Annotated in this window: 28 protein-coding genes; 19 read left to right on the top strand and 9 right to left on the bottom strand. The window is 73.0% G+C overall.

Annotated features, from left to right (window positions below; genetic code table 11):
* Window positions 1-7: 7 nt before the first annotated feature.
* Both ODJ79_RS37795 and ODJ79_RS37800 read left to right on the top strand, forming a co-directional pair.
* The gene (locus ODJ79_RS37795) at window positions 8-1,354 is read left to right on the top strand and encodes a wax ester/triacylglycerol synthase domain-containing protein (RefSeq protein WP_263028492.1); all 1,347 of its coding nucleotides are present in this window, start codon (window positions 8-10) and stop codon (window positions 1,352-1,354) included.
* Between the two features lie 55 nt (window positions 1,355-1,409).
* Window positions 1,410-2,279 (top strand): universal stress protein, encoded by an 870-nt coding sequence (locus tag ODJ79_RS37800; protein WP_263028493.1) that lies wholly within the window; start codon window positions 1,410-1,412, stop codon window positions 2,277-2,279.
* Window positions 2,280-2,331: 52 nt separating this feature from the next.
* Here ODJ79_RS37800 and ODJ79_RS37805 read toward each other — a convergent pair whose 3' ends face one another.
* Window positions 2,332-3,777, bottom strand: coding sequence for a wax ester/triacylglycerol synthase family O-acyltransferase (locus tag ODJ79_RS37805; protein ID WP_263028494.1), 1,446 nt, complete (start codon window positions 3,775-3,777; stop codon window positions 2,332-2,334).
* A gap of 115 nt (window positions 3,778-3,892) precedes the next feature.
* Here ODJ79_RS37805 and ODJ79_RS37810 point away from each other — a divergent pair, with 115 nt between their 5' ends.
* The 3 genes from ODJ79_RS37810 to ODJ79_RS37820 are packed head-to-tail and all read left to right on the top strand — an operon-like array spanning window position 3,893 to window position 6,134.
* Window positions 3,893-4,771 carry an alpha/beta fold hydrolase gene (locus tag ODJ79_RS37810; protein ID WP_263028495.1) on the top strand — a complete coding sequence of 293 codons (879 nt, stop codon included), beginning with the start codon at window positions 3,893-3,895 and terminating at the stop codon, window positions 4,769-4,771.
* Between the two features lie 52 nt (window positions 4,772-4,823).
* On the top strand, window positions 4,824-5,780 hold the full coding sequence (locus tag ODJ79_RS37815; protein ID WP_263028496.1) for a patatin-like phospholipase family protein: 957 nt from the start codon (window positions 4,824-4,826) through the stop codon (window positions 5,778-5,780).
* Between the two features lie 12 nt (window positions 5,781-5,792).
* Window positions 5,793-6,134, top strand: a complete 342-nt coding sequence (locus ODJ79_RS37820; protein WP_263028497.1) for a helix-turn-helix domain-containing protein — start codon at window positions 5,793-5,795, stop codon at window positions 6,132-6,134.
* A gap of 24 nt (window positions 6,135-6,158) precedes the next feature.
* Here the strand turns inward: ODJ79_RS37820 and ODJ79_RS37825 are convergent, their stop codons facing one another.
* Both ODJ79_RS37825 and ODJ79_RS37830 read right to left on the bottom strand, forming a co-directional pair.
* Window positions 6,159-6,440: a hypothetical protein gene (locus tag ODJ79_RS37825; RefSeq protein ID WP_263028498.1), complete on the bottom strand. Its 282-nt coding sequence runs from the start codon at window positions 6,438-6,440 to the stop codon at window positions 6,159-6,161.
* A gap of 91 nt (window positions 6,441-6,531) precedes the next feature.
* A complete protein-coding gene (locus ODJ79_RS37830) occupies window positions 6,532-6,825 on the bottom strand; it encodes a 2TM domain-containing protein (RefSeq protein WP_263028499.1) in 294 nt (97 codons plus the stop codon).
* 145 nt (window positions 6,826-6,970) lie between these two features.
* Here ODJ79_RS37830 and ODJ79_RS37835 point away from each other — a divergent pair, with 145 nt between their 5' ends.
* Window positions 6,971-7,456: a pyridoxamine 5'-phosphate oxidase family protein gene (locus ODJ79_RS37835; RefSeq protein WP_263028500.1), complete on the top strand. Its 486-nt coding sequence runs from the start codon at window positions 6,971-6,973 to the stop codon at window positions 7,454-7,456.
* 54 nt (window positions 7,457-7,510) lie between these two features.
* On the opposite strand, the gene ODJ79_RS37840 is transcribed toward ODJ79_RS37835, so the two are convergent.
* The gene (locus tag ODJ79_RS37840; RefSeq protein WP_263028501.1) at window positions 7,511-8,950 is read right to left on the bottom strand and encodes a DUF4389 domain-containing protein; all 1,440 of its coding nucleotides are present in this window, start codon (window positions 8,948-8,950) and stop codon (window positions 7,511-7,513) included.
* A gap of 119 nt (window positions 8,951-9,069) precedes the next feature.
* Here ODJ79_RS37840 and ODJ79_RS37845 point away from each other — a divergent pair, with 119 nt between their 5' ends.
* The gene (locus tag ODJ79_RS37845) at window positions 9,070-9,543 is read left to right on the top strand and encodes a Crp/Fnr family transcriptional regulator (protein WP_263028502.1); all 474 of its coding nucleotides are present in this window, start codon (window positions 9,070-9,072) and stop codon (window positions 9,541-9,543) included.
* 57 nt (window positions 9,544-9,600) lie between these two features.
* On the opposite strand, the gene ODJ79_RS37850 is transcribed toward ODJ79_RS37845, so the two are convergent.
* Window positions 9,601-10,173, bottom strand: a complete 573-nt coding sequence (locus tag ODJ79_RS37850) for a flavodoxin domain-containing protein (RefSeq protein ID WP_263028503.1) — start codon at window positions 10,171-10,173, stop codon at window positions 9,601-9,603.
* Window positions 10,174-10,430: 257 nt separating this feature from the next.
* On the opposite strand from ODJ79_RS37850, the gene ODJ79_RS37855 reads away from it, so the two are divergent.
* From ODJ79_RS37855 to ODJ79_RS37875, 5 genes are all read left to right on the top strand, one after another.
* The gene (locus ODJ79_RS37855; protein ID WP_263028504.1) at window positions 10,431-11,780 is read left to right on the top strand and encodes an esterase/lipase family protein; all 1,350 of its coding nucleotides are present in this window, start codon (window positions 10,431-10,433) and stop codon (window positions 11,778-11,780) included.
* A complete protein-coding gene (locus ODJ79_RS37860; protein WP_263028505.1) occupies window positions 11,750-12,208 on the top strand; it encodes a hypothetical protein in 459 nt (152 codons plus the stop codon). Before ODJ79_RS37855 ends, ODJ79_RS37860 begins: the two co-directional genes overlap by 31 nt.
* 83 nt (window positions 12,209-12,291) lie before the next feature.
* Window positions 12,292-12,954, top strand: a complete 663-nt coding sequence (locus tag ODJ79_RS37865) for a TetR/AcrR family transcriptional regulator (protein WP_263028506.1) — start codon at window positions 12,292-12,294, stop codon at window positions 12,952-12,954.
* A gap of 3 nt (window positions 12,955-12,957) precedes the next feature.
* Window positions 12,958-13,881 carry an ABC transporter ATP-binding protein gene (locus tag ODJ79_RS37870; RefSeq protein ID WP_263028507.1) on the top strand — a complete coding sequence of 308 codons (924 nt, stop codon included), beginning with the start codon at window positions 12,958-12,960 and terminating at the stop codon, window positions 13,879-13,881.
* On the top strand, window positions 13,878-15,545 hold the full coding sequence (locus ODJ79_RS37875) for an ABC transporter permease (protein WP_263028508.1): 1,668 nt from the start codon (window positions 13,878-13,880) through the stop codon (window positions 15,543-15,545). Before ODJ79_RS37870 ends, ODJ79_RS37875 begins: the two co-directional genes overlap by 4 nt.
* A gap of 70 nt (window positions 15,546-15,615) precedes the next feature.
* On the opposite strand, the gene ODJ79_RS37880 is transcribed toward ODJ79_RS37875, so the two are convergent.
* Window positions 15,616-16,554, bottom strand: coding sequence for an alpha/beta hydrolase family esterase (locus ODJ79_RS37880; protein WP_263028509.1), 939 nt, complete (start codon window positions 16,552-16,554; stop codon window positions 15,616-15,618).
* Between the two features lie 121 nt (window positions 16,555-16,675).
* Here ODJ79_RS37880 and ODJ79_RS37885 point away from each other — a divergent pair, with 121 nt between their 5' ends.
* Genes ODJ79_RS37885 through ODJ79_RS37895 form a run of 3 tightly spaced genes read left to right on the top strand, consistent with a single transcriptional unit; the run spans window position 16,676 to window position 18,482 of the window.
* Window positions 16,676-16,864, top strand: coding sequence for a PLD nuclease N-terminal domain-containing protein (locus ODJ79_RS37885; RefSeq protein WP_263028510.1), 189 nt, complete (start codon window positions 16,676-16,678; stop codon window positions 16,862-16,864).
* Complete coding sequence (locus ODJ79_RS37890; protein WP_263028511.1) at window positions 16,861-17,736, top strand: ABC transporter ATP-binding protein; 876 nt, start codon at window positions 16,861-16,863, stop codon at window positions 17,734-17,736. The genes ODJ79_RS37885 and ODJ79_RS37890 overlap by 4 nt, the downstream gene beginning before the upstream one ends.
* Window positions 17,733-18,482, top strand: a complete 750-nt coding sequence (locus tag ODJ79_RS37895; RefSeq protein ID WP_263028512.1) for a hypothetical protein — start codon at window positions 17,733-17,735, stop codon at window positions 18,480-18,482. The genes ODJ79_RS37890 and ODJ79_RS37895 overlap by 4 nt, the downstream gene beginning before the upstream one ends.
* 199 nt (window positions 18,483-18,681) lie before the next feature.
* Here ODJ79_RS37895 and ODJ79_RS37900 read toward each other — a convergent pair whose 3' ends face one another.
* Complete coding sequence (locus ODJ79_RS37900) at window positions 18,682-20,313, bottom strand: ABC transporter permease (protein WP_263028513.1); 1,632 nt, start codon at window positions 20,311-20,313, stop codon at window positions 18,682-18,684.
* Window positions 20,303-21,214, bottom strand: a complete 912-nt coding sequence (locus tag ODJ79_RS37905) for an ABC transporter ATP-binding protein (protein ID WP_263028514.1) — start codon at window positions 21,212-21,214, stop codon at window positions 20,303-20,305. The genes ODJ79_RS37900 and ODJ79_RS37905 overlap by 11 nt, the downstream gene beginning before the upstream one ends.
* Window positions 21,215-21,347: 133 nt before the next feature.
* Between ODJ79_RS37905 and ODJ79_RS37910 the strand changes: the two genes are divergently transcribed.
* The 4 genes from ODJ79_RS37910 (at window position 21,348) to ODJ79_RS37925 (ending at window position 24,387) form a co-directional block, all read left to right on the top strand.
* Window positions 21,348-22,325 (top strand): Acg family FMN-binding oxidoreductase, encoded by a 978-nt coding sequence (locus tag ODJ79_RS37910; RefSeq protein WP_263028515.1) that lies wholly within the window; start codon window positions 21,348-21,350, stop codon window positions 22,323-22,325.
* A gap of 82 nt (window positions 22,326-22,407) precedes the next feature.
* Window positions 22,408-23,310 carry a universal stress protein gene (locus tag ODJ79_RS37915; protein ID WP_263028516.1) on the top strand — a complete coding sequence of 301 codons (903 nt, stop codon included), beginning with the start codon at window positions 22,408-22,410 and terminating at the stop codon, window positions 23,308-23,310.
* A gap of 10 nt (window positions 23,311-23,320) precedes the next feature.
* Window positions 23,321-23,842, top strand: coding sequence for a flavodoxin domain-containing protein (locus ODJ79_RS37920; RefSeq protein ID WP_263028517.1), 522 nt, complete (start codon window positions 23,321-23,323; stop codon window positions 23,840-23,842).
* 152 nt (window positions 23,843-23,994) lie between these two features.
* Entirely contained in the window at window positions 23,995-24,387 is a 393-nt protein-coding gene (locus ODJ79_RS37925; RefSeq protein WP_263028518.1) for an Hsp20/alpha crystallin family protein, read from the top strand.
* A 53-nt stretch (window positions 24,388-24,440) separates the two neighbouring features.
* Here the strand turns inward: ODJ79_RS37925 and ODJ79_RS37930 are convergent.
* Window positions 24,441-24,825, bottom strand: a 385-nt coding sequence (locus ODJ79_RS37930) for an NAD(P)(+) transhydrogenase (Re/Si-specific) subunit beta (protein ID WP_263028519.1), incomplete at its 5' end; no start/stop codon positions are given.

Raw genomic sequence — 24,825 nt, forward strand, 5'->3', positions numbered from 1 at the left:
GCTCACGATGACCGCGCCGCCGCGGATCGAGCGGGCCGGCGACGCCGACCTCGCCTTCCTGGCGATGGACCGGGGACCGGTCCCGGAGCATCTCGGCGTCGTGCTGGTCCTCGACCGGCCGCTGACCCCGGCGGCGTGTGCCCGCCTGCTCGGCGACCGCGCCGGGCGGGTGCCGAGGCTGCGGCAGCGGCTGGTGCGGACGCCACCCGGTTGCGGGGCGCCGATCTGGGCGGACGACGAGACGTTCGACCCGTGGCGGCATCTCGAGATCACCGGCTGCCCGGCGCCCGGCGACGACCGGGCTCTGGTCGACGCCGTCCTGCCGTGGGTGATGCGTCCGCTGCCGCGGGACCGCCCGCTGTGGCGGGCGGTGCTGATCGGCGGGCTGCCGGGCGGCCGCTGTGCGCTCGCGCTGATCGCCCACCACGCGATCAGCGACGGCCTGGGCGGGCTGGCGGTGCTCGGTCTGCTCGCGGACGGCGCCGCCCCGGCGGCCGTGGCCCCGGCGTTGCCCCGGGCGGGCACGCGGGCCCTGGCCGCCGACGCCTGGCGGTCCCGGTTCGCCGGGTTGCGGTCGGCGCCGGACCGGGCGCGGCGGCTGCGGACCGCGATGGCCGCCGGCGGGGGCGTTCATCCCGTACGCGTGCAGGCGTGCTCGTTGGTGCGGGTGACCGGTGCCCGCCGCCGGGCGGTGGTGGTCCGCGCGCCCCTGTCCGCGCTGCGGGAGTCGGCGCACCGCCACGACGGCGGGGTGAACGCGGCACTGCTGGTGGCCGTGTCGACGGCCGTGGGCCGGCTGCTGGAGCGGCGCGGCGAGACGATCGGGGCGGTGGCGATCGCCGTTCCGGTGGGCACGCCACGCGCCCCGGGCACGGCTGCGGGCAATGCGGTCAGCCCGCTCGTCGTGCGGGTCCCGACCGCCGGCCCGTGGGCGCAGCGCCTCACCCGGGTCGCCGCGGACGTCCGGCGCCGCCGTGCCGCGGCCGCCGGCCCCGCGCCGATCACCGTTGCGGGCGGGGCGTTCCGGCTGTTCTCGGCGCTGGGCGGATACCGGTGGTACATGACCCACCAGCGCCGCCTGCACACGCTGGTCAGCCACGTCCGGGGTCCCGCCGGGCCGGTACGTCTCGGCGGCGCGGTGGTGCGCGACATGATTCCGCTGGTGACCGGCGGCGCGTCCAACGTGACGGTGCTGTTCCTGGCTCTCGCGTACCTGGACACGCTGACCGTGACCGTCATCGCCGACCCGGACCGGTGCCCGGACCTGGACCTGCTGGCCCGGCTGCTCGCCGACGAGCTGACCGCGCTCAGCCGGGTGACCATCGGCCCGTCCGAACAGGACCTGCCGCCCTGACCCGGCAAGGCCACCCGGCCGGACGATCGAGGGGAGACCTGAGAAGGGAGCGGTCATGAAGGTCAATGCCATCATCGTCGGCGCTGATGGCACCGACAACAGCAAGGCGGCGGTGCGGTGGGCGGCGCGCGAGGCGCAGCGGCAGGGCCTGCCGTTGCGGGTCACGCACGTCTACGACTGGGAGTGGCGCGAGGCCCGGTACGACTCGAGCAACGTCTACCTGGACGACGCGCGGCGGCACGCCGAGGGCGTCACGGCCACCGCGGTGCACGAGGCACGGGTGGCGGCGCCGAAGGTGGCGGTCGAGGGCGATCCGGTGATCGGTCACCCGGCGGCGCGGTTGCTCGCCGAGACCGAGCACGGGCAGTTGACTGTCCTCGGCAGCCGGGGCCGCGGCGGGTTCGCCAGCCTGCTGCTGGGCTCGGTGAGCCAGCGGGTGGCGACCCACGCGGCGACGCCGGTCGTGGTGGTGCGCGGTCGTGGTGACGTCACCGAGGGCCCGGTCGTGGCCGGGGTGGACGACTCGCCGACCGCGGAGGAGGTGCTGGCGACGGCGTTCGACGCGGCCGCCAAGCGCGGGTGCGAACTCGAGGTCGTACGGTCGTATCTGCCGGTCGTCCCGCTGTGGATGGACAAGAGGGCGGACGCCGACGCCGTCGCGCCGGACGCCGACCAGCAGGAGCTGGCGAAGCTGGAGGCCCAGCTGGCGCCGTGGCGGGAGAAGTACCCCGACGTTCCGGTCGAGGTCCTGCTCACCCACCACGGAATCGCCGGCGAGCTGGTCGCCGCCTCCCGCCGCGCCCAGCTGGTGGTCGTCGGCAGTCGCGGGCACGGTGTCATCACCGGGACCATGCTGGGCTCGACCGGCCTGCAGTTGCTGCACCACGCCGACTGCCCGGTCCACATCGTCCGGCCCAAGCACTGACCGCGTACGGAAATACCGGCCGCCGCCCGCGAACCGCGGACGGCGGCCTCTTTCAGACGAGCTCTTTCTTCCCGGCCTTGCCGGCGGCACTGCGCCGCGGGCGCCGGGTCGCGGCGCGCGATGCCACCGGACCCATGCGGCGAATCTCGTCCACGACGGCCGCGGCGAACTCGGCGGCCTCGGGCACCGCGGAGAAGTCGGTGGTGACGCCGAACGCGGCCGTCCCGCCGTAGGTCAGCACGGCGACGCCCACCCGCATCCGCTCGGCGATCGGCACGTACGGCAGGATCTCCCGGATCGGCCGGCCGAGGATGTAGAGCTGCTTCGGCGGGCCGGGCACGTTGGTGGTGACCGTCGCGATGCCCCGGTTCGGCAGGCTCAGGGCCGTGCGGGTGAGAAACGAGACCATCGCGTACGGCTGCAGCCCGGCGAGGTCGAGCAGGGCGACACCGGCCTCCACCTCGCGCCGCTCGCGCAGCTCCGCGATCCGCTCGTGCACCGCGCGCAGCCGCCCGGCCGGGTCGTCGATCTCGATCGGCAGGTCGAGCAGCAGCGAGGCGATCCGGTTGTCGAACACGTGCCGGGCGTCCTCGTGCCGCACGTTGACCGGCACCAGCGTGCGGATCGCGCCGGGCTCGGGCCGCTCGCCGCGGGCCAGCAGGGTACGGCGGAACGCGCCGGCGACCGCGGCGAGGTAGACGTCGTTGACGGTGACCTCGTGCCGGGCGGCGACCGCCTTGATCTCGGACAGCGGTGTCCGGCTCACGGCGTAGCGGCGGGCCCGGCTCAGCGGCCCGGCCAGCGAGGTCGGCGGGGCCGGGAGGAACGCCTCGGCGAGCGCGGTCGTGCCCCGGGCGAGCCGGCCCAGCAGGGAGGTGGTCCGGTCCGGGTCGCCGATCGCCGCGGCGAGCAGGCGGGCCTGTTCGAACGGCATCCGGGCGAGGCGGCCGAGGGCGTCCAGGGCGAGATCGAGGTCGTTGGTGCCCGGCTCGGGCCGCCAGTCGTCCGGGACCGGCGGGCGCGGCTGCGGCCCGGCATCGCAGATCAGCCGGTACAGCTCGTTGCCGGTGACCCCGTCGAGCATGCAGTGGTGCACCTTGGACAGCAGCGCCCAGCGGCCGCCGGACAGCCCCTCGATCAGCCAGTCCTCCCACAGTGGACGGTCGCGGTCGAGGCGCTGGGACATCACCCGGCCGATCAGCCGCTCGAGCGCCGCGTCGTCGCCGGGCGCAGTCAACGCCGTACGCCGCAGGTGGAAGTCGAGGTCGAAATCGGGGTCGTCGACCCACCGCGGGCAGCCGAGATTGAACGGCACCCGGCGCACCTTCTGCCGGTAGCGGGGGACGAGCGCCAAACGGCCGCGGATCGCCTCGGCGAACTCCGCCTGGCTCGGGGCCGGCCCGTCGAGCACGGCCACCGACGAGATGGCGAGGGACGCGTGCGGGTCCTCGTCCTCGACGTCGAGAAAGGATGCGTCCAGCGGGCTCAGGTAGTCCACGATGCCTCCCCGGTCGGGACCTGGTCACCTACCTTCACCCTCGATCCGCGGAGGTCTGGTCGCCAGGGTCCTCCGGCCCGTTCCGGTCCGGCTTCCGGCAGGTCACGCTGGAAGCATGAGCACGAGCACGGCGCGACACGGCGAGATCTCCCTGGCGTACGGGACGGAAGGGTCCCCGCAGGGCGAGCCCCTTCTGTTGATCATGGGTCTTGGGTTGTCGATGGACTTCTGGCCGGAACGGTTCCGCGCGTTGCTGGTGGAGCGGGGCTTCCGGGTGGCCCGGTTCGACAATCGCGACGTCGGCCGCTCCACCCACCTGACCGGGCTGGGCGCTCCCTCCGCCCTGTCGCTGCTCACCCGCCGTCCGCCGGGTTACACCCTGGGTGACATGGCGGACGACGCGGTGGCCGTGCTCGACGCGCTCGGCTGGGACAGCGCGCACGTGGTCGGTGTCTCGTTGGGCGGCATGATCGCGCAGACCCTCGCCGTCCGCCATCCCGCCCGGGTACGCAGCCTGACCAGCATCTCGTCCACCCTGTCGCCGCGGATCGGCCGGCCCCTGCCGCACGTCCTGCCGCTGCTGCTGGCCGGCCCGGTGCGGGACCGCGACGCGGCGGCCGAGCGGATGATCCGGGTCTTCCGGCTGATCGGCTCGCCGGCCTACCCGCTGCCGGACGCGGAGATCCGGGCCGCGGCGGCCCGCTCCTACGACGAGGCGCATGACCCGGACGGCGTCCGCCGGCAGCTGGCCGCGATCGTCTCCGCCGCGGACCGGCGCCCGATGCTGCGCCGGCTGCGGCTGCCCGCCCTGGTCGTGCACGGCGACGCCGACCCGCTGGTCCGGCCGTCCGGCGGGCGCGCCACGGCCCGGGCGCTGGCCGGGGCGAAGCTGGTGATCTATCCCGGCATGGGCCACGACCTGCCGGCCGCGCTCCAACCGGACATCGCCGACGAGATCGCGGCGCTGGCCCGGCGGTGGTCGCCGGCCCGCTGATCGTGGCACCATGTGCCTCAGGCCACTGTGGCCTGCTGCGAGGTGGTACGACATGGCGGGCGGTAAACGCTTCGGCCTGGTGCTGGGCGCGGGCGGCACGCTCGGGGCGGCCTGGACGATCGGCGGTCTGGCCGCCGTCGAGGAGCGGATCGGCCGTCCGCTGGCCGAGGTCGACATGATCGTCGGCACCAGCGCGGGCAGCATCGTGGCGGCCGCGCTGCGGCACGGGTTCACCCCGGCCGAACTGGTCGCCCACCAGCTCGGCGAGGGCACCGAGCACCTGCCCGGCGCGAGTGAGTTCGAGTCTGACTCCGGCCGCCTGCCGCCGACGCCGAGGCTGCGGCTGGGTTCGGCCCGCCTGCTGGCGACCGCTGCGCTCGCTCCGCACAGCGTCCACCCCATCGTGCTGGCCAGCGCCTTCCTGCCGGTGGGCCGGTCCGAGCACCACACGCTACGGCGATACGTCGCAACCCTGGTCGCCGACGATCCCACGCACTGGCCCGAGCGGGACACCTGGATCGTCGCCGTCGACTACGAATGCGGCCGGCGGGCCGTCTTCGGCCGCCGCGGCGAGCTCCCCGCCTCGCTGCCGGACGCGGTCGTCGCCTCCTGCTCGATTCCCGGCTGGCACCAGCCGACCAGAATCGGCGACCGCCGGTACGTCGACGGCGGGGTCCGCTCGGCGGCCTCCCTCGATCTGCTGCACGACCAGGGGCTCGACGAGATATTTGTGCTGGCCCCGATGGCCAGCCGGCACACCGACCGACCGGTGCGCCCGTCCTGGCGCGCCGAGCGGGCGATGCGCCAGGCCTTCGCGGCCCAGCTCGACCGGGAACGGTGCAAGGTCGAGCGGGCCGGCACCCCGGTCACGGTGGTCATGCCCGGTCCGGCCGACCTGGCGGCGATCGGGCTCAACCTGATGGACGGCCGGCGCCGGGCCGAGGTGCTGCGGACCGCGCAGGTCACCGTCGCCGCGGCGCTGCGGCGCGACGTCCCGGCGGCGGCCTGACCGGTGTCCTCCGTGCAGCCGGGCCTCGGCGAGATCATCCGCCGCCGGCGGGAGCTGGCCGAGGTGCCGATCCGCCGGTTCGCCTCGATGGTCGGGATCTCCGGTCCGTACCTGTCGCAGATCGAGCGTGGCCTGCGGGCGCCGTCCGATCGGGTGCTGCAGGCGATCGCCGGCTCGCTGCGGACCACCGCGGACGCGCTGCGCAGCGAAGCCGGGCCGGAGTGGGACCCGCCGCCGGCCGTGCTCGCCGCGATCGCCGCGGACCCGCGGCTCAGCGCGCGGCAGCGGCAGGCCTTGACCGAGGTCTACCTGGCCTTCGTCGCCACCGCGGACGTTGATCGGCCCAGGGGCTGAGCCCCCGGGCCGATTCGTGGTGGACTACTTCAGAACCTGGCGTGCCGTCCGCACGTAGGCGGCGCCGACGTCCTCGATGAGTCCGGCGCTCATGGTGAACGCGTCCTTCATCCAGGGGTACGGTGCGATCTTCGCGGCGTCCTTCTCGAACGCCACGAAGTCGGCGACGCCGCGCTCGTACACGTTCACCGCCAGCGTGCCGATCTCCCGGCCGAACTTGCGGCCGCGGTCGCGACGGGCCTCCAGATGGGCGACCGCCTTGGGCGCCGCGGTGTCGCGGGCGGGCTTGGTGGTTGTGGCTGTCATGACTCTCGCCTCCCTCTGTTAGCAAGTTAGCTCCATTTTGCTAACGCGGTCAGGGTCGTCCAGCCCGTCCTCTTCGGACCTTCGCGGGGGATCAGTGCCGACTGAGCCGGTCCATCTCGTGCCGGATCGCCTCTTCGGACGGCGCCGATCCGAAGTACACGTCCCAGGCATGGAACACCAGGCCGATTCCCCAGCCCAGCATCGGGATGATCGGCCAGTAGAAGCCGCCCGGGGTGGTCACCCACCAGATCCCGTTCAGGAAGAGGTTCACCAGCACGTACGCCAGGACGTGCGCTCCGAAGTCCCGCCGCTTGCGCAGCCGGGCCACCGCTTCGGCGCGGAGATCCGGCACGCCGGCCGGCTCCTTCAGTTCGGAAGTGCTCATCGCCGGCCTCCTCTCTGTCACCTACCCTCCACCGTCCTCGCCGGACCCGGTCCGCGAGCAGAGCCGATCGGCCCGGCCGTCCGGAGCTTCCGGCCCTGCCGGGCGCGGACCCGCACCGGTACGCCTGGAAGGGAGGGGGTGCCCCATGTCGATCTCAACCACGCACCGGCGACCCACCACACTCCAGATCCGGCACGCGCTGTCGCACGCGTCGTTCGCGGTGCTCAGCCACGTGACACCGGCCGGCGCGCCGCGCTCCAGCGGCGTCGTCTACACGATGTCCGGCGACCGCATGTACGTCGTGGTCGCCGAGGACAGCTGGAAGGCCCGGCACATCGCCGCCGACAGCCACGTGGCGGTGACCGTCCCGATCCGTCGCGGCGGCCTGCTCGCGCTGCTGTTCCCGATCCCGCCGGCCACCGTCAGCTTCCCGGCCGTCGCGGTCGTGCATTCCCCGGAGGTGCTGGCCGGTCTGCCCGATCTCGTCCGGCTGCTTCCCGAGGAGCGGCGCAGCCGATGCGCGGTCCTCGAGATCCGGCCGACCGGGCACTTCCTGACCTACGGTCTGGGCGTGCCGCTACGCCGGATGCGCGATCCGGCCGCGTCCCGGGCCCGCGTCCCGATCGGATGAGCGCAACGCCTTCGAGCCCGCCCGCCGCAGCGGGCGGGCTCCGCTACACCCGCGTCAGGTTCCGATGGGTACCGGCGGCGACTGTGGAGTCGGCGCGGACGGCCCGATCCCCGGTGGCGGTTCGGTGTGCCGGCGGCCCAGGCCGACGCCGCCGAGGACGATCAGGCCGACCGCGATCAGGCCGAGCACGATCCCGGCGGTCAGCAGACCGCCGCCGAGAACGGCCAGGCGTGGCACCTGGACGGCGCCGCGCGCGTCGACGGCGACGCCCGGCGAGCCGTCGGCGTTCGTCACGACCACCGCGTATTCGCCATCGGTCACCTTCCACTGCAGGGTCGCCGTGCCCGGGCCGGTCGCCGAGGCCAGCCAGAACGGCTGGGCCGCCGGGTTCGCGACCGCCTGGGTCGCGCCGGCCGCCCGGTCGTAGCGGGCCGAGCCCGCGGTCACTGCGGTGAGCTCGTCGTGGGCGGTGCCGGCCAACCAGGCGTCGACCGACGACTGCGGGGCGACGCCGACGAAGACCGGCCGGCCGGTCGGCGAGGTCACCTTCACCCGCAGCCCGCCGACATCGGCGAGACCACTGGTGAACACGCTCGGGTCGACGATCTCCAGGTTCTCCGCCGTGACGGCCGCGGTGGTGCTGCTGAGCACCACGGACGGGCTGGTCACGTAGCCGTCGCGGTCCCGCCCGGCGTCGAGCGCCAGTAGCACACCGCCGCCGACGCCCAGTCCGATCGCGGGCGCCAGCAGCAACACGCCGGCGACCAAGGCGAAGATCGAGCCGGCCGTCGAGGGCGCCCGGGCAACGATCGGTGACCCGGCACGGGCTGGCTCGTCGGGGCGGGGGTCCGGCTCCGGGCCGCCCTGGTCCAGCCGGAACGGCGGGTACTGCCCGGGCAGCAGGATCAGATAGCCGGCCACCCGCAGCTGCCAGCGGGCGACGCCGACCAGCAGGTCATGCAGGCCGCCCGGGTACCGGCCGGTGAACAGCAGGGCGAAGCCGGCGACCAGCACCACGGCCCCGACCACGCTCAGTGGCACGGCCGTACGGGTGTCGCCCGACTGGTACGACCAGGTAGCGCCGGTGAGCGCGCCCAGGATGATCAGATGCGGCACGGCGAACAGCCATGCCACCAGCGGCAGCCACCGGCGCGGCGACGGCGCGTCCGCGTCCAGCCGCAGCCGCGCCGGGTAGTCCGGCACGTCGGCCAGCGTGAACGGCGGGTACCGGTCGGTTCCCAGAGCTTGGTAGCCGTAGTAGCCGACTCGCCAGCTCCAGCGTAGTACCCCGGTGTTGTAGGCGCGGATCGAGGCCGGGTAGCGGCCGGTGAACAGCACGGCGAGATAGGCCACCAGAGTGAGGACAAGGAGGCCGACCCAGAGCACGGCCAGCGCGAAGTAGTGCGGAATCAGCAGGAGCCACTTGACGAGCCAGAGCCATCGGCTCGGCGTCTCGTCGCGGTGTGCCTCGACCCGCACGGGATAGCGGTCCATGACACCTCCCAAGGAATACCTCCAGCTGACCCCCGTGGCGGTCCCCGCGGACAGGGCCGTCCGGCCCTGCTCACGAGGGCCGTGGGCTCTCTAGCCTCGGGAGGAAGGGAGTGCGGCCCATGTTGTCGGTCTTCGATCTTCTCGTGATGCATCCGTTCGTCGCGGATCTGCCGGCCGGGTGGCTGCACCGGATCGCGCTGCACGCCCGGCCGGTGCATCACGTCAGCGGTTTCCGACTGTTCCGTGAGGACACCCCGGCCGATCGGCTGTGGCTCGTGCACTCCGGCGACGTCGCGATCGACATGTGCGTGCCCGGCCGCGGCGACATCGTCGTCGAGCACCTCGGCGCCGGTTCGGTGGTGGGCTGGTCGTGGCTGCTCCCGCCGCACCGCTACCGGTTCGGTGCGAAAGTCGCCGACGACATCCGGGCGGTCGAGGTCGACGCAGCCCACGTCCGCTCGCTGATCGCCGAGGACGCCGAACTGGGGCGCGAGCTCGAGAGCCGCCTCCTCGCGGTGGTCGCCGACCGGCTGCTGGCCGCCCGGAACCGGCTCGTCGAGCTGTACGTGTTCCCGGGCGACCACGGCCACTGACGGGCCGACCGGGCCGGGGCGGGCCGCCCCCGCCAGCCCCGGCGGCGAGCTCGGCTGTCAGTTCGGACGGCCCGCGCCGGGCGAGAATGCCGCCCGGTCACCGTGCGGGTCGATTGTCGACGCGGACGCCAGGAGGTTGCGGGTCCAGTCGCCGATCGCGGCCCAGTCCCGCAGGTCCCGGCGGGTCGCCTGGCCGTGGGTCGCCTGGCCGCGGGTCGCCTGGCCGCGCGCCGCCCGGCCGCGCGCCGCGGGGTCGGCGCCGCCGAACAGCCCGACCGCCACCGGGTGCAGCCAGGACCGCTTCGCCAGCGCCCGGTGCAGTTGCGCCCAGCTGCGCCGCCAGGCCACCTCGTCGTCGCGGCGCGGACCGAGGGCGAAGACGGACACCGGCACGCCGGCCAGCTCGCGGCGGTGCCGCTTGAGGAACCGGTGGGCGTCGCGATGCCAGCGACCGGAGTAGATCGGCGCGCCGAGCACGACCAGATCGGCGGGTGCCACCGGTCCGACGACCGCGTGCGCCGGCACGACTTCGATATCGGCGCCCTCGGCCGCGGCGACCGTGCCGATCGCCTCGGCGACCTCCCGGGTCGAGCCGTTCTTGGTGGCATACACCACCAGAATCGCGGACATGGCGTCCTCCTGCAGTCTCGGCGGAACCCGGGCACGCTGCGGAAGCCCTCCCGGGCGATCACCCCAAGCACAGCCCACCGGGCCGTGACCGGTCAGAGGCCAAAGGCACGACTTCGGCGGGACGAGTGCTCAACGGCCCTGGTGCCGGTCCTCGGTGTGCCGCAGGCTGAGAGTGAAGTCGCAGGCTGAGAGTGAAGTCGCAGGCTGAGAGTGAAGTCGCAGGCTGAGAGTGAAGCCGCACGAGACGGAGTGTTGTGATGGACGGTGGCGGCGAGATCGGTGCGGCCGGCCGGCTGGTCGGTGATGTCCTGGCCGGCGTCGTCGGTGTGGTGCGAGATACCCACCGGGCGATCGCCGATCGGGTCTTCGCTGCTGTCGGGCCGGTGGGCCGGCCGGTCGGTGTCGCGCACGATGCCGTCGCGGGCGGGGTGTACGCGATCGTCCGCGGGGCGCACGCGGTGGTGCCGCGGCTGATCGGCACGACGGCGGGGTACGCCTGGCGTCCGGAGCAGGCTCCGCTGTCGGGCCGTCGAGCCGGCCGGGTAACCCTCGCCATGGTCAACGGCATCTGGGGTGACACGCTCAGTGAGCAACACCCGGTGCTGGCGACGCCGATGGCGGTCCGGTCCCGCGGCTCGGATGTCCTGCCGACGGCGGAGGCGCTGGGTGCAGCCTTTCCGGCCGCGACATCGCGGATAGCTTTGTTTGTCCACGGCTTGTGCGAGACCGAGGAGTACTGGTCGCTGGCCGCGCGCCGGCATCATGGGGCGGTCGGGACGACGTTGGGTTCACGGCTGCGACGGGAGTTCGGGTACACCCCGGTCTATCTGCGGTACAACACGGGCCTGCACGTGTCCGACAACGGGCGGCAGCTGGCGGCCCTGCTCGAGGATCTGATCGCCGGCTGGCCGGTCGCGGTGGAGGAGATCACGCTGATCGGCCACTCGATGGGTGGCCTGGTGATCCGCAGCGCCGGGCAGCAGGCGGCGGTGGCCGGGCACCGGTGGGTGCCGGCCGTGCGGCACGTCGTGTTCCTCGGTACCCCGCACCTTGGCGCGCCGCTGGCTCGGGGCGTGCACACGGCGGCGTGGCTGCTGGCCCTTTTCCCGGAGAGCCGGCCGATCGGGGAGCTGCTCACCCGACGCAGCGCGGGGGTCCAGGACCTGGCTCATGGTGCCCTGGTGGAAGACGACTGGTGTGCTGCGGATCCGGCCGCGCTGCCCCGCGACGTCTGCACCGAGGTGCCGTTCCTCCCGCACGCCAACCACTACTTCATCGGCGCCACTGTCGGCGCCCGCCAGGACGACACCCTGGCCGCGCTGGTCGGCGACCTGTTCGTCCCGTTCAACAGCGCCGCGGGCCAGGGCGACCGGCGGCGGCTGCCGTTCCCCTCCGGCAACGGCCGCCACCTCGGCGGCGTACATCACTTCGACCCCTCAACCATCCGGCGGTGCACGATCAGGTTTGTGTCTGGCTCGCCGGTTCGGCCTGACGCCCAACCCGGAATCTTGGAATTCTCCGATTTTCCGGCGCTACCCTTCGCCCACATCGTCCATTCACGACGGGGTGAACCGGTATGGCTCTTGCCCGCACTTGCATCGCATTGACGACGGCGGCGGTGATCCTGGTGGCCGGCGTCGCCGCGCCCGCGTCGGCGGCGGCCACCAGCACCGCCGGCCCCGTGACAGCCGGGCTGACCATCACCCCCTCGGTCACCGCTGTCGGTGGCCAGGTGATCGTGGTCGCGACGGCGACCAACACGAGTGCGTCACCCGTCGCCGCTTCGCTCGGCCTGGACGACTACCAATATGCCGACCAGGTCTTCACGAGCGTGCGAGGCACACCGGGCTGCACGCCACGCAACCTCCACCACCTGATCTACTGCGGCATCCAGTCGCTCGCACCCGGCGCCACCGCCGGCATCACCCTGACCCTGACGGCGGCGGCCCCCGGAACGGACAGCTTCCGGACGTATGCGCGGATCACCTACACCACCGACGACACGTTCGCGTACGGGACGCTGACCATTCGGTGAAGCCCTTCCGGGCACCTGCCTGATCCGGCCTCCGGGACCAAAGGCCCTACCCCGCGGTTGGGCAGGTGTATAGCCTGCTGGTCATGTGTTCAGCATGGGCGCCCGGCGGGCACCCGACGGCGGACCTGACGGCGCGCGCGCAGCTGCGGAACGCGGCGATCGCGGCGTTCGCGGAGGAGGGCTTCGACGCCTCCTTCCGTACGATCGCGAAGCGGGCCGGTGTCTCGGCGGGGCTGATCACGCACCACTTCGGCTCCAAGGAGGGGCTGCGGGCCGAGTGCGACGCCGAGGTCCTGCGGCAGTACACGGCGGTGAAGATCGACGCGGTCGAGCGGCCGACCGACCACCTCATCGACTACCTCATCGCGCCCGGCTTTGCCGCGAGCCTCGTCGTCTACATGCTGCGCGCGATCCACGCGGGCGGGCAGCCGGCGCGTGACTTCCTGGAGCGCATCATCGACAACGCGCGCGGCGTCATGGCGTACAGCGTCGAGACCGGCATGGTCAAGCCGTCGCGCGACGAGGAGGCGCGGCTGCGCTACCTGACCTACCAGACGTTGGGCGCGCTCCTGGTGCAGTTCGTGACCTCCCCGGGGCGGACGCCCGAGGAGTTCATCGCCTCGATCCAGGCCGGCCGGCAGGACCAGATCCTGCCCACCCTCGAGCTGTTCACCGAGGGCTTTCTCGCCGACCGCACGGTGCTCGACAACTACCTGACCTATCTCCACGATCGAACAAAGGAATGACGCATGCCTAGCAGTGAGCTGGCCGTCGAGGTCGAGGGCCTGCAGAAGCGCTTCGGCCAGGTCGCCGCGTTGCGCGGGCTCGACCTGCGGGTCCCGGTCGGACAGGTGACCGGCTTCCTCGGGCCCAACGGCTCCGGCAAGACGACGACGATCCGCGTCCTGCTCGGCCTGCTGCGCGCCGACGGCGGCAGGGCGACGGTGCTCGGCGGTGACCCCTGGGTCGACGCGGTGCGGCTGCACCGCTCGATCGCCTATGTCCCCGGCGACGTCACCCTGTGGCCCAACCTGACCGGCGGCGAGGCGATCGACATCCTCTGCCGGCTCTCCGGCCCGCTGGAGGGCGACCGCAAGAAGGCGATGCTCGAGCGCTTCGACCTCGATCCGAGCAAGAAGACCCGCGCGTACTCCAAGGGCAACCGGCAGAAGGTCGCGCTGGTCGCCGCGCTCGCGTCGCGGGCGGAACTGCTGCTGCTCGACGAGCCGACCAGCGGCCTCGACCCGATCATGGAGGCCGCCTTCACCGAGTCGATCCGGGAGGTCAAGGCCGAGGGCCGCTCGGTGCTGCTGTCCAGCCACATCTTCGCCGAGGTGGAGAAGCTTGCCGACCGCGTGGCGATCATTCGCGAGGGCGTCACGGTGGAGTCCGGCTCGATCGCCGAGTTGCGGCACCTGACGCGTACGCAGGTGACGGTCGTTCTCGACGGCGGCGCGGACGGCCTGACCGCCCTGCCCGGCGTCCACAACGTCGCGACCAGCGACGGTCACGTCACCTTCGCGGTCGACGACGATCAGCTGCCGGCGGTCCTGGCCGGGGTGGCGCGGCTGAACCCGCGCTCACTGGTGGCGAACCCGCCGTCGCTGGAGGAGCTGTTTCTGCGGCACTACAGCGACGAGCTCGCCGCTCTCGGCAACGGGGCCGAGAAATGACCGCCGCCCAGGCGCCGCTGCCGCAGGCCGCAAGCGTCCTGGCGCCCGTCGACGTCCGCCGTCCTCCGGCCGATGGCCTGGCCGGGCTGGGCACGATGGTCCGCCTGGTCGTGCGTCGCAACCGCGTACGGCTGGCGGTGTGGTTCGTCGTCATCGTCGGCCTGTTCGCCTACGTCGGCGAGTACTACAAGGGCCTGTTCACCACGCAGCAGGCGCTCGACGACTTCGCGAAGCTGTCCGACTCGCCCGGCATCAAGGCGCTCACCGGCCTCGCGGCGGCGCCGGCCACCCTGGGCGGGGCGGTGTGGACCAAGATCTGGATGACCTGCGTTCTCACCCTCGCGCTGGGCGTCGTCTTCCTCGTCACCCGTAACGGCCGGGCCGACGAGGAGGTGGGCCGCACCGAGCTGCTGCGCTCGCGGATGCTGGGCCTGCACGCGTACTCCGTCGCCTCGTGGCTGGTCAACGCGGCGCTGTGCGTCGCCATCGGACTGTTCGTGGCGTTGGCGTCCGCCGGGCTGGGCCTCGACCCCGCCGGCGCCGGGACGATCGGCTCCTGGGTGATCGGCGCCTCGGTGACCGGCGTCGGGCTGTTCGGCATGGGCGTCGCCGCCGTTGCCGGGCAGGTGTCCTCGACCTCCCGCGGCGCCAACTCCCTCGGCTCGATCGTCATCGTCGCCTGCTACGTCCTGCGGATGGTCGGCGACCTCGGCAACGGGGCTCTCACCTGGGTGTCGCCCATCGGCTGGGGACAACAGATGGCCCCGTGGGGTGCCAACCGGTGGTGGCCGTTCGCGCTGCTCGTCGCGCTCACCGGGGTGCTGCTCGCCGTCGCCTGGCGGGCCGAGGCGCGTCGCGACCACGGCGCGGGCCTGCTTCCGCAGCGCTCGGGGCGGGTCGACGCACCCCAACGCTATGCGACGCCGCTCGGCCTGGCGCTTCGCCTGCAGCGCGGCCCGATCATCGGCTGGACCATCGCCGCGGTGCTCGGCGCCCTGCTGCTCGGGTCGGTGGTCAAACAGATGAACGACCTGCTGGCCGACGCCGGCAGCAACGTTTCCGCGATCATGCACGGCACCGGCGTCGCCGCGCTGCTCGGGCTGATGGCCGGGCTGATCGCCCTCATCGTCGCGGTCTTCGCCGTCCAGTCCGCCACGCAGCTGCGGGCGGACGAGGCGAGCGGGATCCTCGAGCCGCAGCTGGCGGGCGCGCTGTCGCGGACCCGATGGGTGCTCGAACGCCTGCTGATCCCGACGGTCGGCGCCGCGGCGCTGCTCGCCGTCGGTGGCGGGCTGCTCGGCATCGGGTACGGGGCCACGATCGGTGACGCCTCGCAGGGCCCGCGGATCGCCGGGGCGGCCCTGGCATATTGGCCGGCCGTCATGGTGCTCACCGGGCTCGCCGTGCTGCTGTTCGGCTATCTGCCCCGCGTGGCGATCCCGGTGACCTGGGGCATCGTCGCGGCCCTCTGGATCGTCATGCTCATCGGCGACGCGCTCCACCTGCCGGGCTGGGTGCTCGACGTGCTGCCGTTCTCGGCCACACCGATCCTGCCCGCCGAACGGATGACCTGGACACCGCTGATTGTCATGACGGCCGCCGCGGCGATGCTCACCTGGGCCGGTCTCGCCCGGTTCACCCGGCGAGACGTCCAGCCGGGATGACGCGACCCGGGGACGGACCGGACCACCGGGCCCGTCCCCGCTGTCGACGACGGGCCTGGCGAGCCGGGAGCTACCGGGTGGGCTTGGACCGGGAGAGCATGAAGTCCGTTACGGCCGGGGCGAAGGCGGGCCCCAGCTGCGGTACGTGGGTGCCACCGTTTATCGTCCAGCTCTGGACGGTCGACCCGTCGGCACAGCCCTGCACGTAGGTGCGTACCGCCGTCTCGGCGGCCGGCAGGTCGGTGACCAGGTCGAGGCGGGGAGCATCGCGGCCGGCTCCGGTGCACCGGTCGTAGCCCAGCCATTGGGTGACCGTGGTGGCCGCCGAGGGGTAGGCGACGCCGTTGATGTCGCCGCCGTCGAAGGCGACGGTCTCGTCGGTGCTGCTGTGGATGGCGAGCACGCTCACCGGTTCGGACGGCCGGCACCGTGCCGTGTCGTTCCAGGTGGCGCCGTTGAGGGAGACGATCGCGGCGATCTGGTCGGCGTGGTCGCAGGCCATCCGGAACGTCATGAACCCGCCGTTCGAGTGGCCGATCAGGTAGACGCGGGCGCGGTCGATCCGGTACGAGCTCTGCATCGTGGTGAGCAGTTCGCTGAGGTAGCGCGAGTCGTCAGGTTTGGGGTCGGAGAAGGCGCAGCACGCGTCGGTGGCGTTCCAGAGACGGTCGCCCCGATCGTCGGTCGAGCCGTCCGGATAGGCGTAGACAAATCCTCGCCGGTCCGATTCGGGCGTCAGCCGCAGGTATCCCTCCAGTTCGTTCGCGTTGGAGGTGTATCCGTGCAACGCGACGACCAGCGGCGCGGGCCGGGCCGGGTCGTAGGAGTGCGGGACGTGCACGGTGACCTGCCGGCCGCCGATCTCCACCGTGCCGGTGCCGCCCGCCGGCAACGCCGATGGAACAGCGGACGATGCCCGGCCGCTCTCCGCCGAGCTGCACGCCAGCGTCACCATGACTGCCGCGGCGGCGATCAGGACCCGGGCGTTGTGCCATCCGTATCGAGCCATCGCACCTCCAGAATCAGGCCTCGACATCCGTCATCCCGTCACCGTCCGCCCGCCGGCCACGGCAGGGAAGGGCCGAATGGCACGTATCGATGCGCGCCTGGTCGCGGCTACCATCCGGGCCATGAGCGACACTGCTGCGGCGCTCCTGCCGTTGGTTCTGCTCGGCGTGGCCTTCGTCGGCTACTGCCTGTACGACCTGTCCCGCCACGAGGTGCGCTACCTGCCCAAGTGGGCCTGGGCGCTGATCTGCGTCATCTCGATCCCGCTCGGCGGGATCGTCTACCTGTTCGTCGGCCGGGACCACCGATGATCGTCGAGACCTCGGCGCTGGTGAAACGCTACGGGCCGCACGCCGCTCTCGACGGTGTCGACCTGTCCGTACCGGCCGGCTCGGTGTACGGGCTGGTCGGCCCGAACGGTGCGGGCAAGACGACGTTGCTGGGTGTCCTTTCCGGACTGCGGCGTCCGACCAGTGGATCGATCCGGCTCGACGTGGACCGCGATCGGGTCGCGACCCTGCCCGACACACCGCAGTTCGATCCCTGGCTGACCGGCCGGGAAGTTGTCGAGCTGGCGGCCCACCTCGCCGCCCGGACGCCCGCCGGCCGGGTGGACGAGGTGCTGGCGGAGGCGGGCCTCACCGACGCCGCGGCTCGCCGGGTGGGCGGCTACTCGCGCGGCATGCTCCAGCGGCTGGGGCTGGCCGCCACCATGGTCGGTGAACCGTCGCTGCTGCTGCTCGACGAGCCGGCGTCCGCCCTCGACCCGGCCGGGCGCAGAGAGGTGCTCGACCTGATCGCCCGGCTGCGCGACCGCGCGACCGTCGTCTTCTCCAGCCACATCCTGGCCGACGTGCAGGAGGTCTGCGACCGGATCGGCATCCTGCGCGACGGCCGCCTGCTCTTTCAGGGCGGCCTGGAGCAGCTGCTCGTCGGGCGGGCGACACCGGCCTATCACCTGCGTCTGCGCAGCGGCACCGACCCGGCCGAGGCGCTGCTGCGACGCCAGCCGTGGGTGACCTCGGTACGGCCCGAAGGGGCCGGCCTGGTCATCGGCGTGCGCACGCTGGACGAGGCGGAGACCCATCTGGCCGGCGTGCTCGCCGAGGCCGGCGCGAAGGTGATCAGCGTCGGTCCGCGGGAGGCCGAGCTGGAGGACGTCTTCCTGGAGCTGACCTCATGACCCTGTGGCGGCTGGAGTGGCTGCGGCTGGCGCGGACCCGGCGCCTGGTCGCGCTTCTCTGCACGTACGCGTTCTTCGGCCTCGCGGGTCCGCTCACCGCCCGCTACCTCGCCGAAATCCTCCGCGCCGTCGGCACCGAGGGTGTTCAGGTGCAGTTTCCCGAGCCCACGCCGGCCGACGGCATCGCACAGTTCGTCAGCAACGCATCGCAGATCGGATTGCTCGTCGTGGTGCTGGTCGCCGCCTCCGCGCTGGCGTTCGACGCGCGCCGGGAGATGGCCGTCTTCCTGCGGACGCGAGTGTCCAGCGTGCGTTCGATCGTGCTGCCGGCGTACGGGACCACCACCGCGGGCGCCGTTGCCGGCCTGCTGGTCGGGTCGGCCTGCGCCTGGTACGAGACCACGGTGCTGCTCGGCGCCCCACCGGCCGGTGCGATGCTGGCGGGGATCGCCTACGGCGCGGTGTCCCTGGCGTTCGCCGTCGCGCTCGTGGCGTTCATGGCCGCCCTCGTGCGCAGCGTGCTGGCGGCGGCCGGAAGCGCGCTGATCGTGCTCCTGCTCACCGGCGTCCTCGGCAGCGCGACCCAGACGAGCAGGTGGCTGCCCACCGGGTTGCTGGGAGCCCTTGCCGACGTCACAGCCGGCCGGCCCGCCGGCGACTACCTGCCGGGTCTCGCGGTGACGCTGGCCCTCATCGCCCTGGCCCTGACCGGCGCCGTCCTGCTCGGTGACCGACGGGAGCTCTGACGGTGGGGCGGTAAGGGCGGTGGTCGCCAGGGCGCGCCAAGGGGCGTCGGGCCGTCGGCGGCTGCTCGGGCAGCGCCGGGAATTGCAGGGTGGGTTTGCTCGGACATGGCACACCTCCGCCGGCCGCGTCTCGATGGCCCTCCCCAATCGTCGGGTGGATGCCTGCCGGGGGCTCAGAGCAGGAGGTCGCGTTCTCGCGTTACCAAAGCCTCCGGAGGCGGACGACGAGCAGGCAGACGACCGTCCACCCCGCGAGGACGGCGAGGTGTCCCCAGGCGAAACCGCTTCCCGCGGCGTCCGGCGCGGTGGCGGTGAGCAGCGCCTGGAGCAGGTGCCGGGGCGGGAACAGACCGGCGACCGCGGTCAGCGCCGCCGGCAGCGGCCGGTCGCCGACCACGAAGACCTCGGAGGCGAAGCAGACCGGCAGCAGCGTGCCGAGCGTGACGGCGACCAGCGACCGGGCCGACCGCAGCAGCGCCGCGACCGCCAGACCCAGCGAGGCGAAGCAGAGCGCGCCCGCTAGGAGCGTGCTCAGCACCGCGGGCAAGTGCCCGGCCGGGACGCGTACGCCGAGGAAGCCGACCCCGGCCGCGGCCAGCACGGCGGCCGCGAGCAGCGCGGTCAGCAGGGTCGCGCACACCCGGCCGGCCAGGTGCCGGCGCATCGGCAGTGGTGTGCCGCTCAGTCGTTTGAGGACTCCGGCGGCGCGGGCGGCCGCCACGCCTTCGGGCAGGTCGACGTAGCCCGCGACCGCGGCGGCGTAGGTCAGCATGCCGGCGAACAGGTACTGCGCCATGGCGAGTCCGTGCACGTGCGCGTCGTCGAACACCGCCGGAAACAGCACCAGCAGCAACGTGGGGAAGACGACGGCGAAGAAGACCGCCAGCGGATCGCGGCTCAGGCCGACCAACGCGTACCGGATCTGGCCGGCCAGCGACGCGGCCCGCCGCCGGCCGGGCGGCAGCGTCGGCGGCGACAGTCGCGCGGCCGTGCGGACCGTCGGCTCCGCGGGCGGCCGGGCGCGCGACGATCCGCGCGGCCGCCAGTCGGAACGCCGTACGGCAAGAAACGCGCCGGCCACCGTCCACGCCGCCAGGACGGCCAGGTGCCCCGGCGAGAAGCCGTACCCGCCGCCGGGGTGGAAGGTCTCGGCCATTGCCCGGGCGAAATGCTTGAGCGGCAACGCCGAGCCGGTCGCGGCGAGCCATCGTGGCAGGTCGGCACCGACGATGAATACGTCGGAGATGAACGCCAACGCGATCAGGATTGCTTGGGCGAGGGCCTGGGTGGCACGCGCGGTGCGGACCAGGGCCGCCAGCGCCAGGCCGAGCGAGGCGCAGCAGGCGGCGCCGAGCAGCAGGGTGACCAGCATCGCGGGCAGTTTGCGCCAGACGATCGCGACGTCGTACCCGGCCACGCCGACGACCGTGAGCAGCAGCACGGTGGCGGCCGACACGAGCATCGCGGCGGCGATCCGCGCGGCCAGGACGGTCCGGATCGGTACCGGCGCGACGAGCTGGCGGGCCAGCACGCCGTTCTCGCGCAAAGCGGCGGTGTCCGCGGCGAGCACGGTGAAGGATGCCTCGGCCACCCCGAAGACCGCGAACGGCGCGACCAGGAACTGCGCGACGGGTACGCCCGCCGGGGTCGTCTCGTTACCGACGATCGACGACACGATGATCAGGAAGGTGAGCGGGAAGGCGACCGTGAAGAACGCGGCGACCGGATTACGCAGAAAGGCGTGAACCGCGTGCCGGATCAGCGCGGGCAAGGCGCGCACCCGGGTCACCGCGGCGGGCGGACGGGCGCGGGGGAGCACGTCAACGGTCATCGTCGCGCTCCCCGGTCAGGGTCAGGTACACGTCCTCGAGGCTGGGCGGCGCGACCGTGAGGTCGGCGAGCGGCACGTCGTGGCTCGCGGCCCAGCCGGTCAGCCGCCAGGTGTCCCACACCGGCTCGCGGCTTGCCAGCACCAGCCGGTCGCCGGCCGGCCGGGGCACCGTGCTGAGCTTCGGCAGGTCGGTCGCGGCCGCTTTCCCCGGCAGCCGGAAGCTGATCTTCGTCGGCAGGTCGCTGGCGGCGCGCAGCTCCTCGGGGGTGCCGACGGCCACCAGCCGGCCGGAGCGAAGCACGCCCACCCGGTCGGCCAGGCGCTGCGCCTCTTCGAGGTAGTGCGTGGTCAGCAGGATCGTGGTGCCCAGGTCCCGCAGGCTCGCCACCAGATCCCAGGCGTGGTGCCGGGCGGCCGGGTCGAAGCCGGTGGTGGGCTCGTCGAGGAAGAGCAGATCGGGCGCCCCGGCCAGACCGAGCGCGAGGTCGAGCCGGCGGCGCTGTCCACCGGAGAGACCCTTCACCCGGGTGTTCCGCTTGTCGGCCAGCCCGACCAGGTCGATCAGCTCGTCCGGGTCGTGCCGCCGCGGGTACAGCCCCGCTTGCAGCCGCACCAGCTCGCGTACGGTGAACTCCTCCTCGAACCCGGCGGACTGCAACACGACACCGATCCGCTCGCGGTACGCCGACCCGCCGGTGGCCGGGTCGAAGCCGAGCACCTCGACGGTGCCCGTGTCCCGCCCGCGGTAGCCCTCGAGGATCTCCACCGTGGTGGTCTTCCCTGCGCCGTTCGGGCCGAGCAGGGCGAACACCTCGCCCTCGGCGACCGAGAAGGTGATGCCGTCGACCGCCCGCACGGCGCCGTACGAGCGGGCGAGATCGCGGACCGTGATGGTGGCCATGTCCGCAGCGTCCGTCCGCTCCGCTCCGGTCCGCCAGCGGAGAAGGTCCCGTGGCGGGCGGGACCACCGGCCCTGGCCGGGCGTGACCGGCCGAGGTGTGGTGGAGGTAGATCACTGTCGGTGAGGAGGAGCGATGAATACGACCACGGTTCGGCCTTCGCGAAATACCCTCGTCGACTGTGTCCACACGGCGACGACCGCGCCGTCGCTGCACAACAGCCAGCCCTGGCGCTTCCGGATCGAGGGTGCCGCGGTGGAGGTGTACGCCGATCCGGCGCGCCGCCTCGACGTGGTCGACCCGGCCGGGCGCGAGCAGCTGATCAGCCTGGGCGCCGCCGTCTTCACGCTGCGCCTGGCCATCCAGCGGGCCGGCTACCACGTCGAGCTGACCACCTTCCCCCGCCCGGACGAGCCCGATCTGGTGGCCCGCGTCGTGGGCGGGCGGCCCGTCGCGGTCAATCCCGCGACGGAGGCGCTGGCCGAGGCGATCCCGCACCGGCACACCAACCGCCGGCCGTTCGCGCAGACACCGGTGCCGCCCGAGGCGCTGCACCATCTCGTCGACGCGGCGCGCCGGGAGGGCGCCGTGCTCACGGTGGCGAGCCCGGCCGGCCGTGACCAGATCATGGCGATGGCGTTCGAGGCCGGTCGCCGGCTGCGGGACCGGCCCGGCTACCGCGAGGAACTGGATCGCTGGACCGGCTACCGGCCCCGGCACGATGGGGTGCCGGTCTGGGCCGTCGGGCCGTGGGACGCGCTCGAGGCGGTGCCGGTGCGCGACTTCGGCGAGTTGTCCGAACTGCGGCGGCCGGTGGAGCCGTTCGAGCCGTACCCGACGATTCTGGTCCTCTCGACCGACGGGGACCGGCGGCCGGACTGGTTGCGCGCCGGGCAGGCGCTGCAGCGGGTGCTGCTGACCGCGACCTGGCAGAACCTGGCCACCACGCCGATCAGCCAGCCGGTCGAGGTGCCCGAGGTGCGCAAGCAGCTCTCCGACGCGGCGACCGGCCTGCACGCGCAGATGGTTCTGCGGGTGGGGTACGGCAAGGTCGCCGGCCGTTCCCCCCGGCGGCCGGTGTCCGAGGTACTGCTGCCGGACCGCGCACCGTAGACGGTGGGGACCATCGGCCCTGGCCGGGACGCGGGCCTGGGGTTTGTGATGGTGGTAGAGGAACGGTCCAGGGAGGTCGGCCATGAGTGACCTCGACAGGCTCCGCACGGAGCGGGATTCCCGGCAGAATTATCCAGGCACCAGTCGATACAGCGGGGCGGTCAACCGCTACCTGGGTGTACTCGGCCACCACCCGGACGACCCGGGCGCGTCCGTGCCCGGCCGGGTGCCGTCGGGTGTGGTCGCGAAGACCGGTCTGGTGCTGGTGGGTGTGGACGACAGCCCGATCAGCCACACCGCTGTCGATCATGCCGCGATCGAGGCCGAGCTGCGCGGCTGGGATCTGCGCATGGTGCATGTGCAGGGTTCCCGTCAGTCTGCCCAGGACGCCGGTGCCCGGTTGCTGGAGCGGTTGACCGAGCGGGTGCGTGCCTGTGCCCCGACGGTCGCCGTGACCAGCCGGATTGTGACCGGTGCGGCGGCGTCGCGGTTGCTGGTCGAGGGGCGGCACGCGGGTCTGGTGGTGGTCGGGCATCGGCACGGCGCGGCGAGTTCGGTGTTCGGGGTCAGTGTGGGTGAGCGGGTGGCGGTCGACCACAGCGGTGTGGTGATGGTTGTGCGCATTCCCGGCTGGCCGCCGGGGCCCGGGTTCGCCGCGCGTCCGATCGTGGTCGGGGTGGATGGTGACGACAGTCCGGTCGTCGGTTTCGGGCATGGTGAGGCCAGGCTGCGTGGCAGCGAGCTGGTGCTGCTGCATGCGGGGCGGACGCCCCGGGTGGAGCGGGTCGAGATCTTCGGTGGGGTGCGGATGCACCGGCGGTTCGTGGCCGATGATCCGGCTGCCGCGCTGGTCGAGGCGTCGGCCGGGGCGGCGGCGCTGGTGGTCGGGCGGCACGGTCCGGGTGGCATGCCCGCGGGCATGCTCGGTTCGGTGAGCCGCGCGGTGGTCCAGCACGCGCACTGCCCGGTCTTCCTGGTGAGTTGAAGGGAACGCCATGACGGTCCTGGTCGCGTTCGGAACGACGGGCGGCGGCACCGGTGAGATCGCCGAGTGGATCGCCGGCGAGCTGCGAGCCGCCGGCCTCGCGGTGCGCCTGATGCCGGCGGCCGAGGTCACCGACGTCGCCGGCTACGACGCGCTGATTCTCGGGTCCGCCCTGTACGGCTACGGCTGGCATCTCGACGTCCGCCGGTTCGTGCACCGCTTCGCCGGCTGCTTCGCCGATCGCCCGGTCTGGCTGTTCAGCAGTGGGCCGCTGGACGACTCGGCCGACACCGGCCAGCCGCCACCGGTACCGCACGCCTGCACCGCGCTGCGCGAGCTGCCGGCCCGGGCCCACGTGACATTTGGCGGCCGGCTGACCGCCGAGGCGCACGGCTGGCTCGGGCACGTGGCCAAGCAGCTCGCGCGCGACGGGCAGGCCGGCGACTTCCGCAACCCGCAACGGGTCCGCGCCTGGGCCCGCGCCGTCGCCGTGGAGATCCGCACTCCGTCCCACGAGACCGATCGGCCCTGACGACGGGCGCAGACGGAGCGGGACCGATCGGCCCTGACGACGGGCGCAGACGGAGCGGGACCGACCGGCCCTGACGACGGGCCGTCCGGCCCTGACCGGGGCCGCGGTCCCGCGCTCGGATGGAGATAGAAGGAAAGGAAGGGAGGCAGGAAATGAGTTCCCTGTTGCCGCGGCTGTTCGGCGACATGACCGACTGGATCGAGCTCGACTTCCCACGCCCGATGCCACCGATCCGCTTCGAGGACAAGCTCACCGACCAGGAGTACATCCTGCGCGCCGAGCTGCCCGGGCTGGACCCGGAGAAGGACGTGCAGGTGAGCGCGTTGCACGGCGTGCTGACCGTGAAGGCGGAGCGCCGTGAGGAGGAGACCGCCCGCCACCGCAGCGAATTCCGGTACGGATCGGTGCAGCGCTCGGTGCGCCTGCCGGGCAACGCCGACGAGTCCGCGATCAAGGCCACCTACCGCAAGGGCATCCTGGAGATCACGGTGCCGCTGACCGAGCCCCAGCCGGACGGGAAGCAGATCGCCATCACCGTGGAGTGAAACCCCTTGCCAGCAACGGCCGGCGACCCTCGGGCCGCCGGCCGTTCCGCGTGTCAGCGCGCGTACGCGTGCAGCGCCGTCAGCAGCGACGCGAGTCCGGCCTTGGCGTCCGCGAAGAGCATGGCGGTGTGTGGGTCGGTGTAGAGCTCGTTGTCGATGCCGGCGTAGCCGTGTCCGAGGGAGCGTTTGAGCACGATGACGGATTTGGCCTTGTCGACGTCGAGGATGGGCATGCCGGAGACCGGGTTGCCGGGCCGGCGGGCGGCCGGGTTGGTGACGTCGTTGGCGCCGACCACCAGCGCGACGTCCGTCCGCGGCAGCTCCGCGTTGCTCTCGTCCAGGTCGCGCAGCTGGTCGTAGGGGGCGTTGGCCTCGGCGAGCAGGACGTTCATGTGTCCGGGCATGCGGCCGGCGACGGGGTGGATGGCGTAGGTGACT

Origin of the sequence: Actinoplanes sp. KI2 (assembly GCF_025630775.1) — a bacterium.
Classification (GTDB): domain Bacteria; phylum Actinomycetota; class Actinomycetes; order Mycobacteriales; family Micromonosporaceae; genus Actinoplanes.

Excerpts from the sequence above, each read along its gene's own strand:
- ODJ79_RS37810 (WP_263028495.1), top strand. The coding sequence starts at position 3,893 with ATGAGCACGAGCACGGCGCGACACGGCGAGATCTCCCTGGCGTACGGG.
- ODJ79_RS37850 (WP_263028503.1), bottom strand. The coding sequence starts at position 10,173 with ATGTCCGCGATTCTGGTGGTGTATGCCACCAAGAACGGCTCGACCCGG.
- ODJ79_RS37870 (WP_263028507.1), top strand. The coding sequence starts at position 12,958 with ATGCCTAGCAGTGAGCTGGCCGTCGAGGTCGAGGGCCTGCAGAAGCGC.
- ODJ79_RS37880 (WP_263028509.1), bottom strand. The coding sequence starts at position 16,554 with ATGGCTCGATACGGATGGCACAACGCCCGGGTCCTGATCGCCGCCGCG.
- ODJ79_RS37905 (WP_263028514.1), bottom strand. The coding sequence starts at position 21,214 with ATGGCCACCATCACGGTCCGCGATCTCGCCCGCTCGTACGGCGCCGTG.
- ODJ79_RS37800 (WP_263028493.1), top strand. The coding sequence starts at position 1,410 with ATGAAGGTCAATGCCATCATCGTCGGCGCTGATGGCACCGACAACAGC.
- ODJ79_RS37865 (WP_263028506.1), top strand. The coding sequence starts at position 12,292 with ATGTGTTCAGCATGGGCGCCCGGCGGGCACCCGACGGCGGACCTGACG.
- ODJ79_RS37875 (WP_263028508.1), top strand. The coding sequence starts at position 13,878 with ATGACCGCCGCCCAGGCGCCGCTGCCGCAGGCCGCAAGCGTCCTGGCG.
- ODJ79_RS37925 (WP_263028518.1), top strand. The coding sequence starts at position 23,995 with ATGAGTTCCCTGTTGCCGCGGCTGTTCGGCGACATGACCGACTGGATC.
- ODJ79_RS37840 (WP_263028501.1), bottom strand. The coding sequence starts at position 8,950 with ATGGACCGCTATCCCGTGCGGGTCGAGGCACACCGCGACGAGACGCCG.
- ODJ79_RS37815 (WP_263028496.1), top strand. The coding sequence starts at position 4,824 with ATGGCGGGCGGTAAACGCTTCGGCCTGGTGCTGGGCGCGGGCGGCACG.
- ODJ79_RS37835 (WP_263028500.1), top strand. The coding sequence starts at position 6,971 with ATGTCGATCTCAACCACGCACCGGCGACCCACCACACTCCAGATCCGG.
- ODJ79_RS37900 (WP_263028513.1), bottom strand. The coding sequence starts at position 20,313 with ATGACCGTTGACGTGCTCCCCCGCGCCCGTCCGCCCGCCGCGGTGACC.
- ODJ79_RS37920 (WP_263028517.1), top strand. The coding sequence starts at position 23,321 with ATGACGGTCCTGGTCGCGTTCGGAACGACGGGCGGCGGCACCGGTGAG.
- ODJ79_RS37830 (WP_263028499.1), bottom strand. The coding sequence starts at position 6,825 with ATGAGCACTTCCGAACTGAAGGAGCCGGCCGGCGTGCCGGATCTCCGC.
- ODJ79_RS37825 (WP_263028498.1), bottom strand. The coding sequence starts at position 6,440 with ATGACAGCCACAACCACCAAGCCCGCCCGCGACACCGCGGCGCCCAAG.
- ODJ79_RS37855 (WP_263028504.1), top strand. The coding sequence starts at position 10,431 with ATGGACGGTGGCGGCGAGATCGGTGCGGCCGGCCGGCTGGTCGGTGAT.
- ODJ79_RS37890 (WP_263028511.1), top strand. The coding sequence starts at position 16,861 with ATGATCGTCGAGACCTCGGCGCTGGTGAAACGCTACGGGCCGCACGCC.
- ODJ79_RS37795 (WP_263028492.1), top strand. The coding sequence starts at position 8 with ATGACCGCGCCGCCGCGGATCGAGCGGGCCGGCGACGCCGACCTCGCC.
- ODJ79_RS37910 (WP_263028515.1), top strand. The coding sequence starts at position 21,348 with ATGAATACGACCACGGTTCGGCCTTCGCGAAATACCCTCGTCGACTGT.
- ODJ79_RS37915 (WP_263028516.1), top strand. The coding sequence starts at position 22,408 with ATGAGTGACCTCGACAGGCTCCGCACGGAGCGGGATTCCCGGCAGAAT.
- ODJ79_RS37845 (WP_263028502.1), top strand. The coding sequence starts at position 9,070 with ATGTTGTCGGTCTTCGATCTTCTCGTGATGCATCCGTTCGTCGCGGAT.
- ODJ79_RS37885 (WP_263028510.1), top strand. The coding sequence starts at position 16,676 with ATGAGCGACACTGCTGCGGCGCTCCTGCCGTTGGTTCTGCTCGGCGTG.
- ODJ79_RS37895 (WP_263028512.1), top strand. The coding sequence starts at position 17,733 with ATGACCCTGTGGCGGCTGGAGTGGCTGCGGCTGGCGCGGACCCGGCGC.
- ODJ79_RS37860 (WP_263028505.1), top strand. The coding sequence starts at position 11,750 with ATGGCTCTTGCCCGCACTTGCATCGCATTGACGACGGCGGCGGTGATC.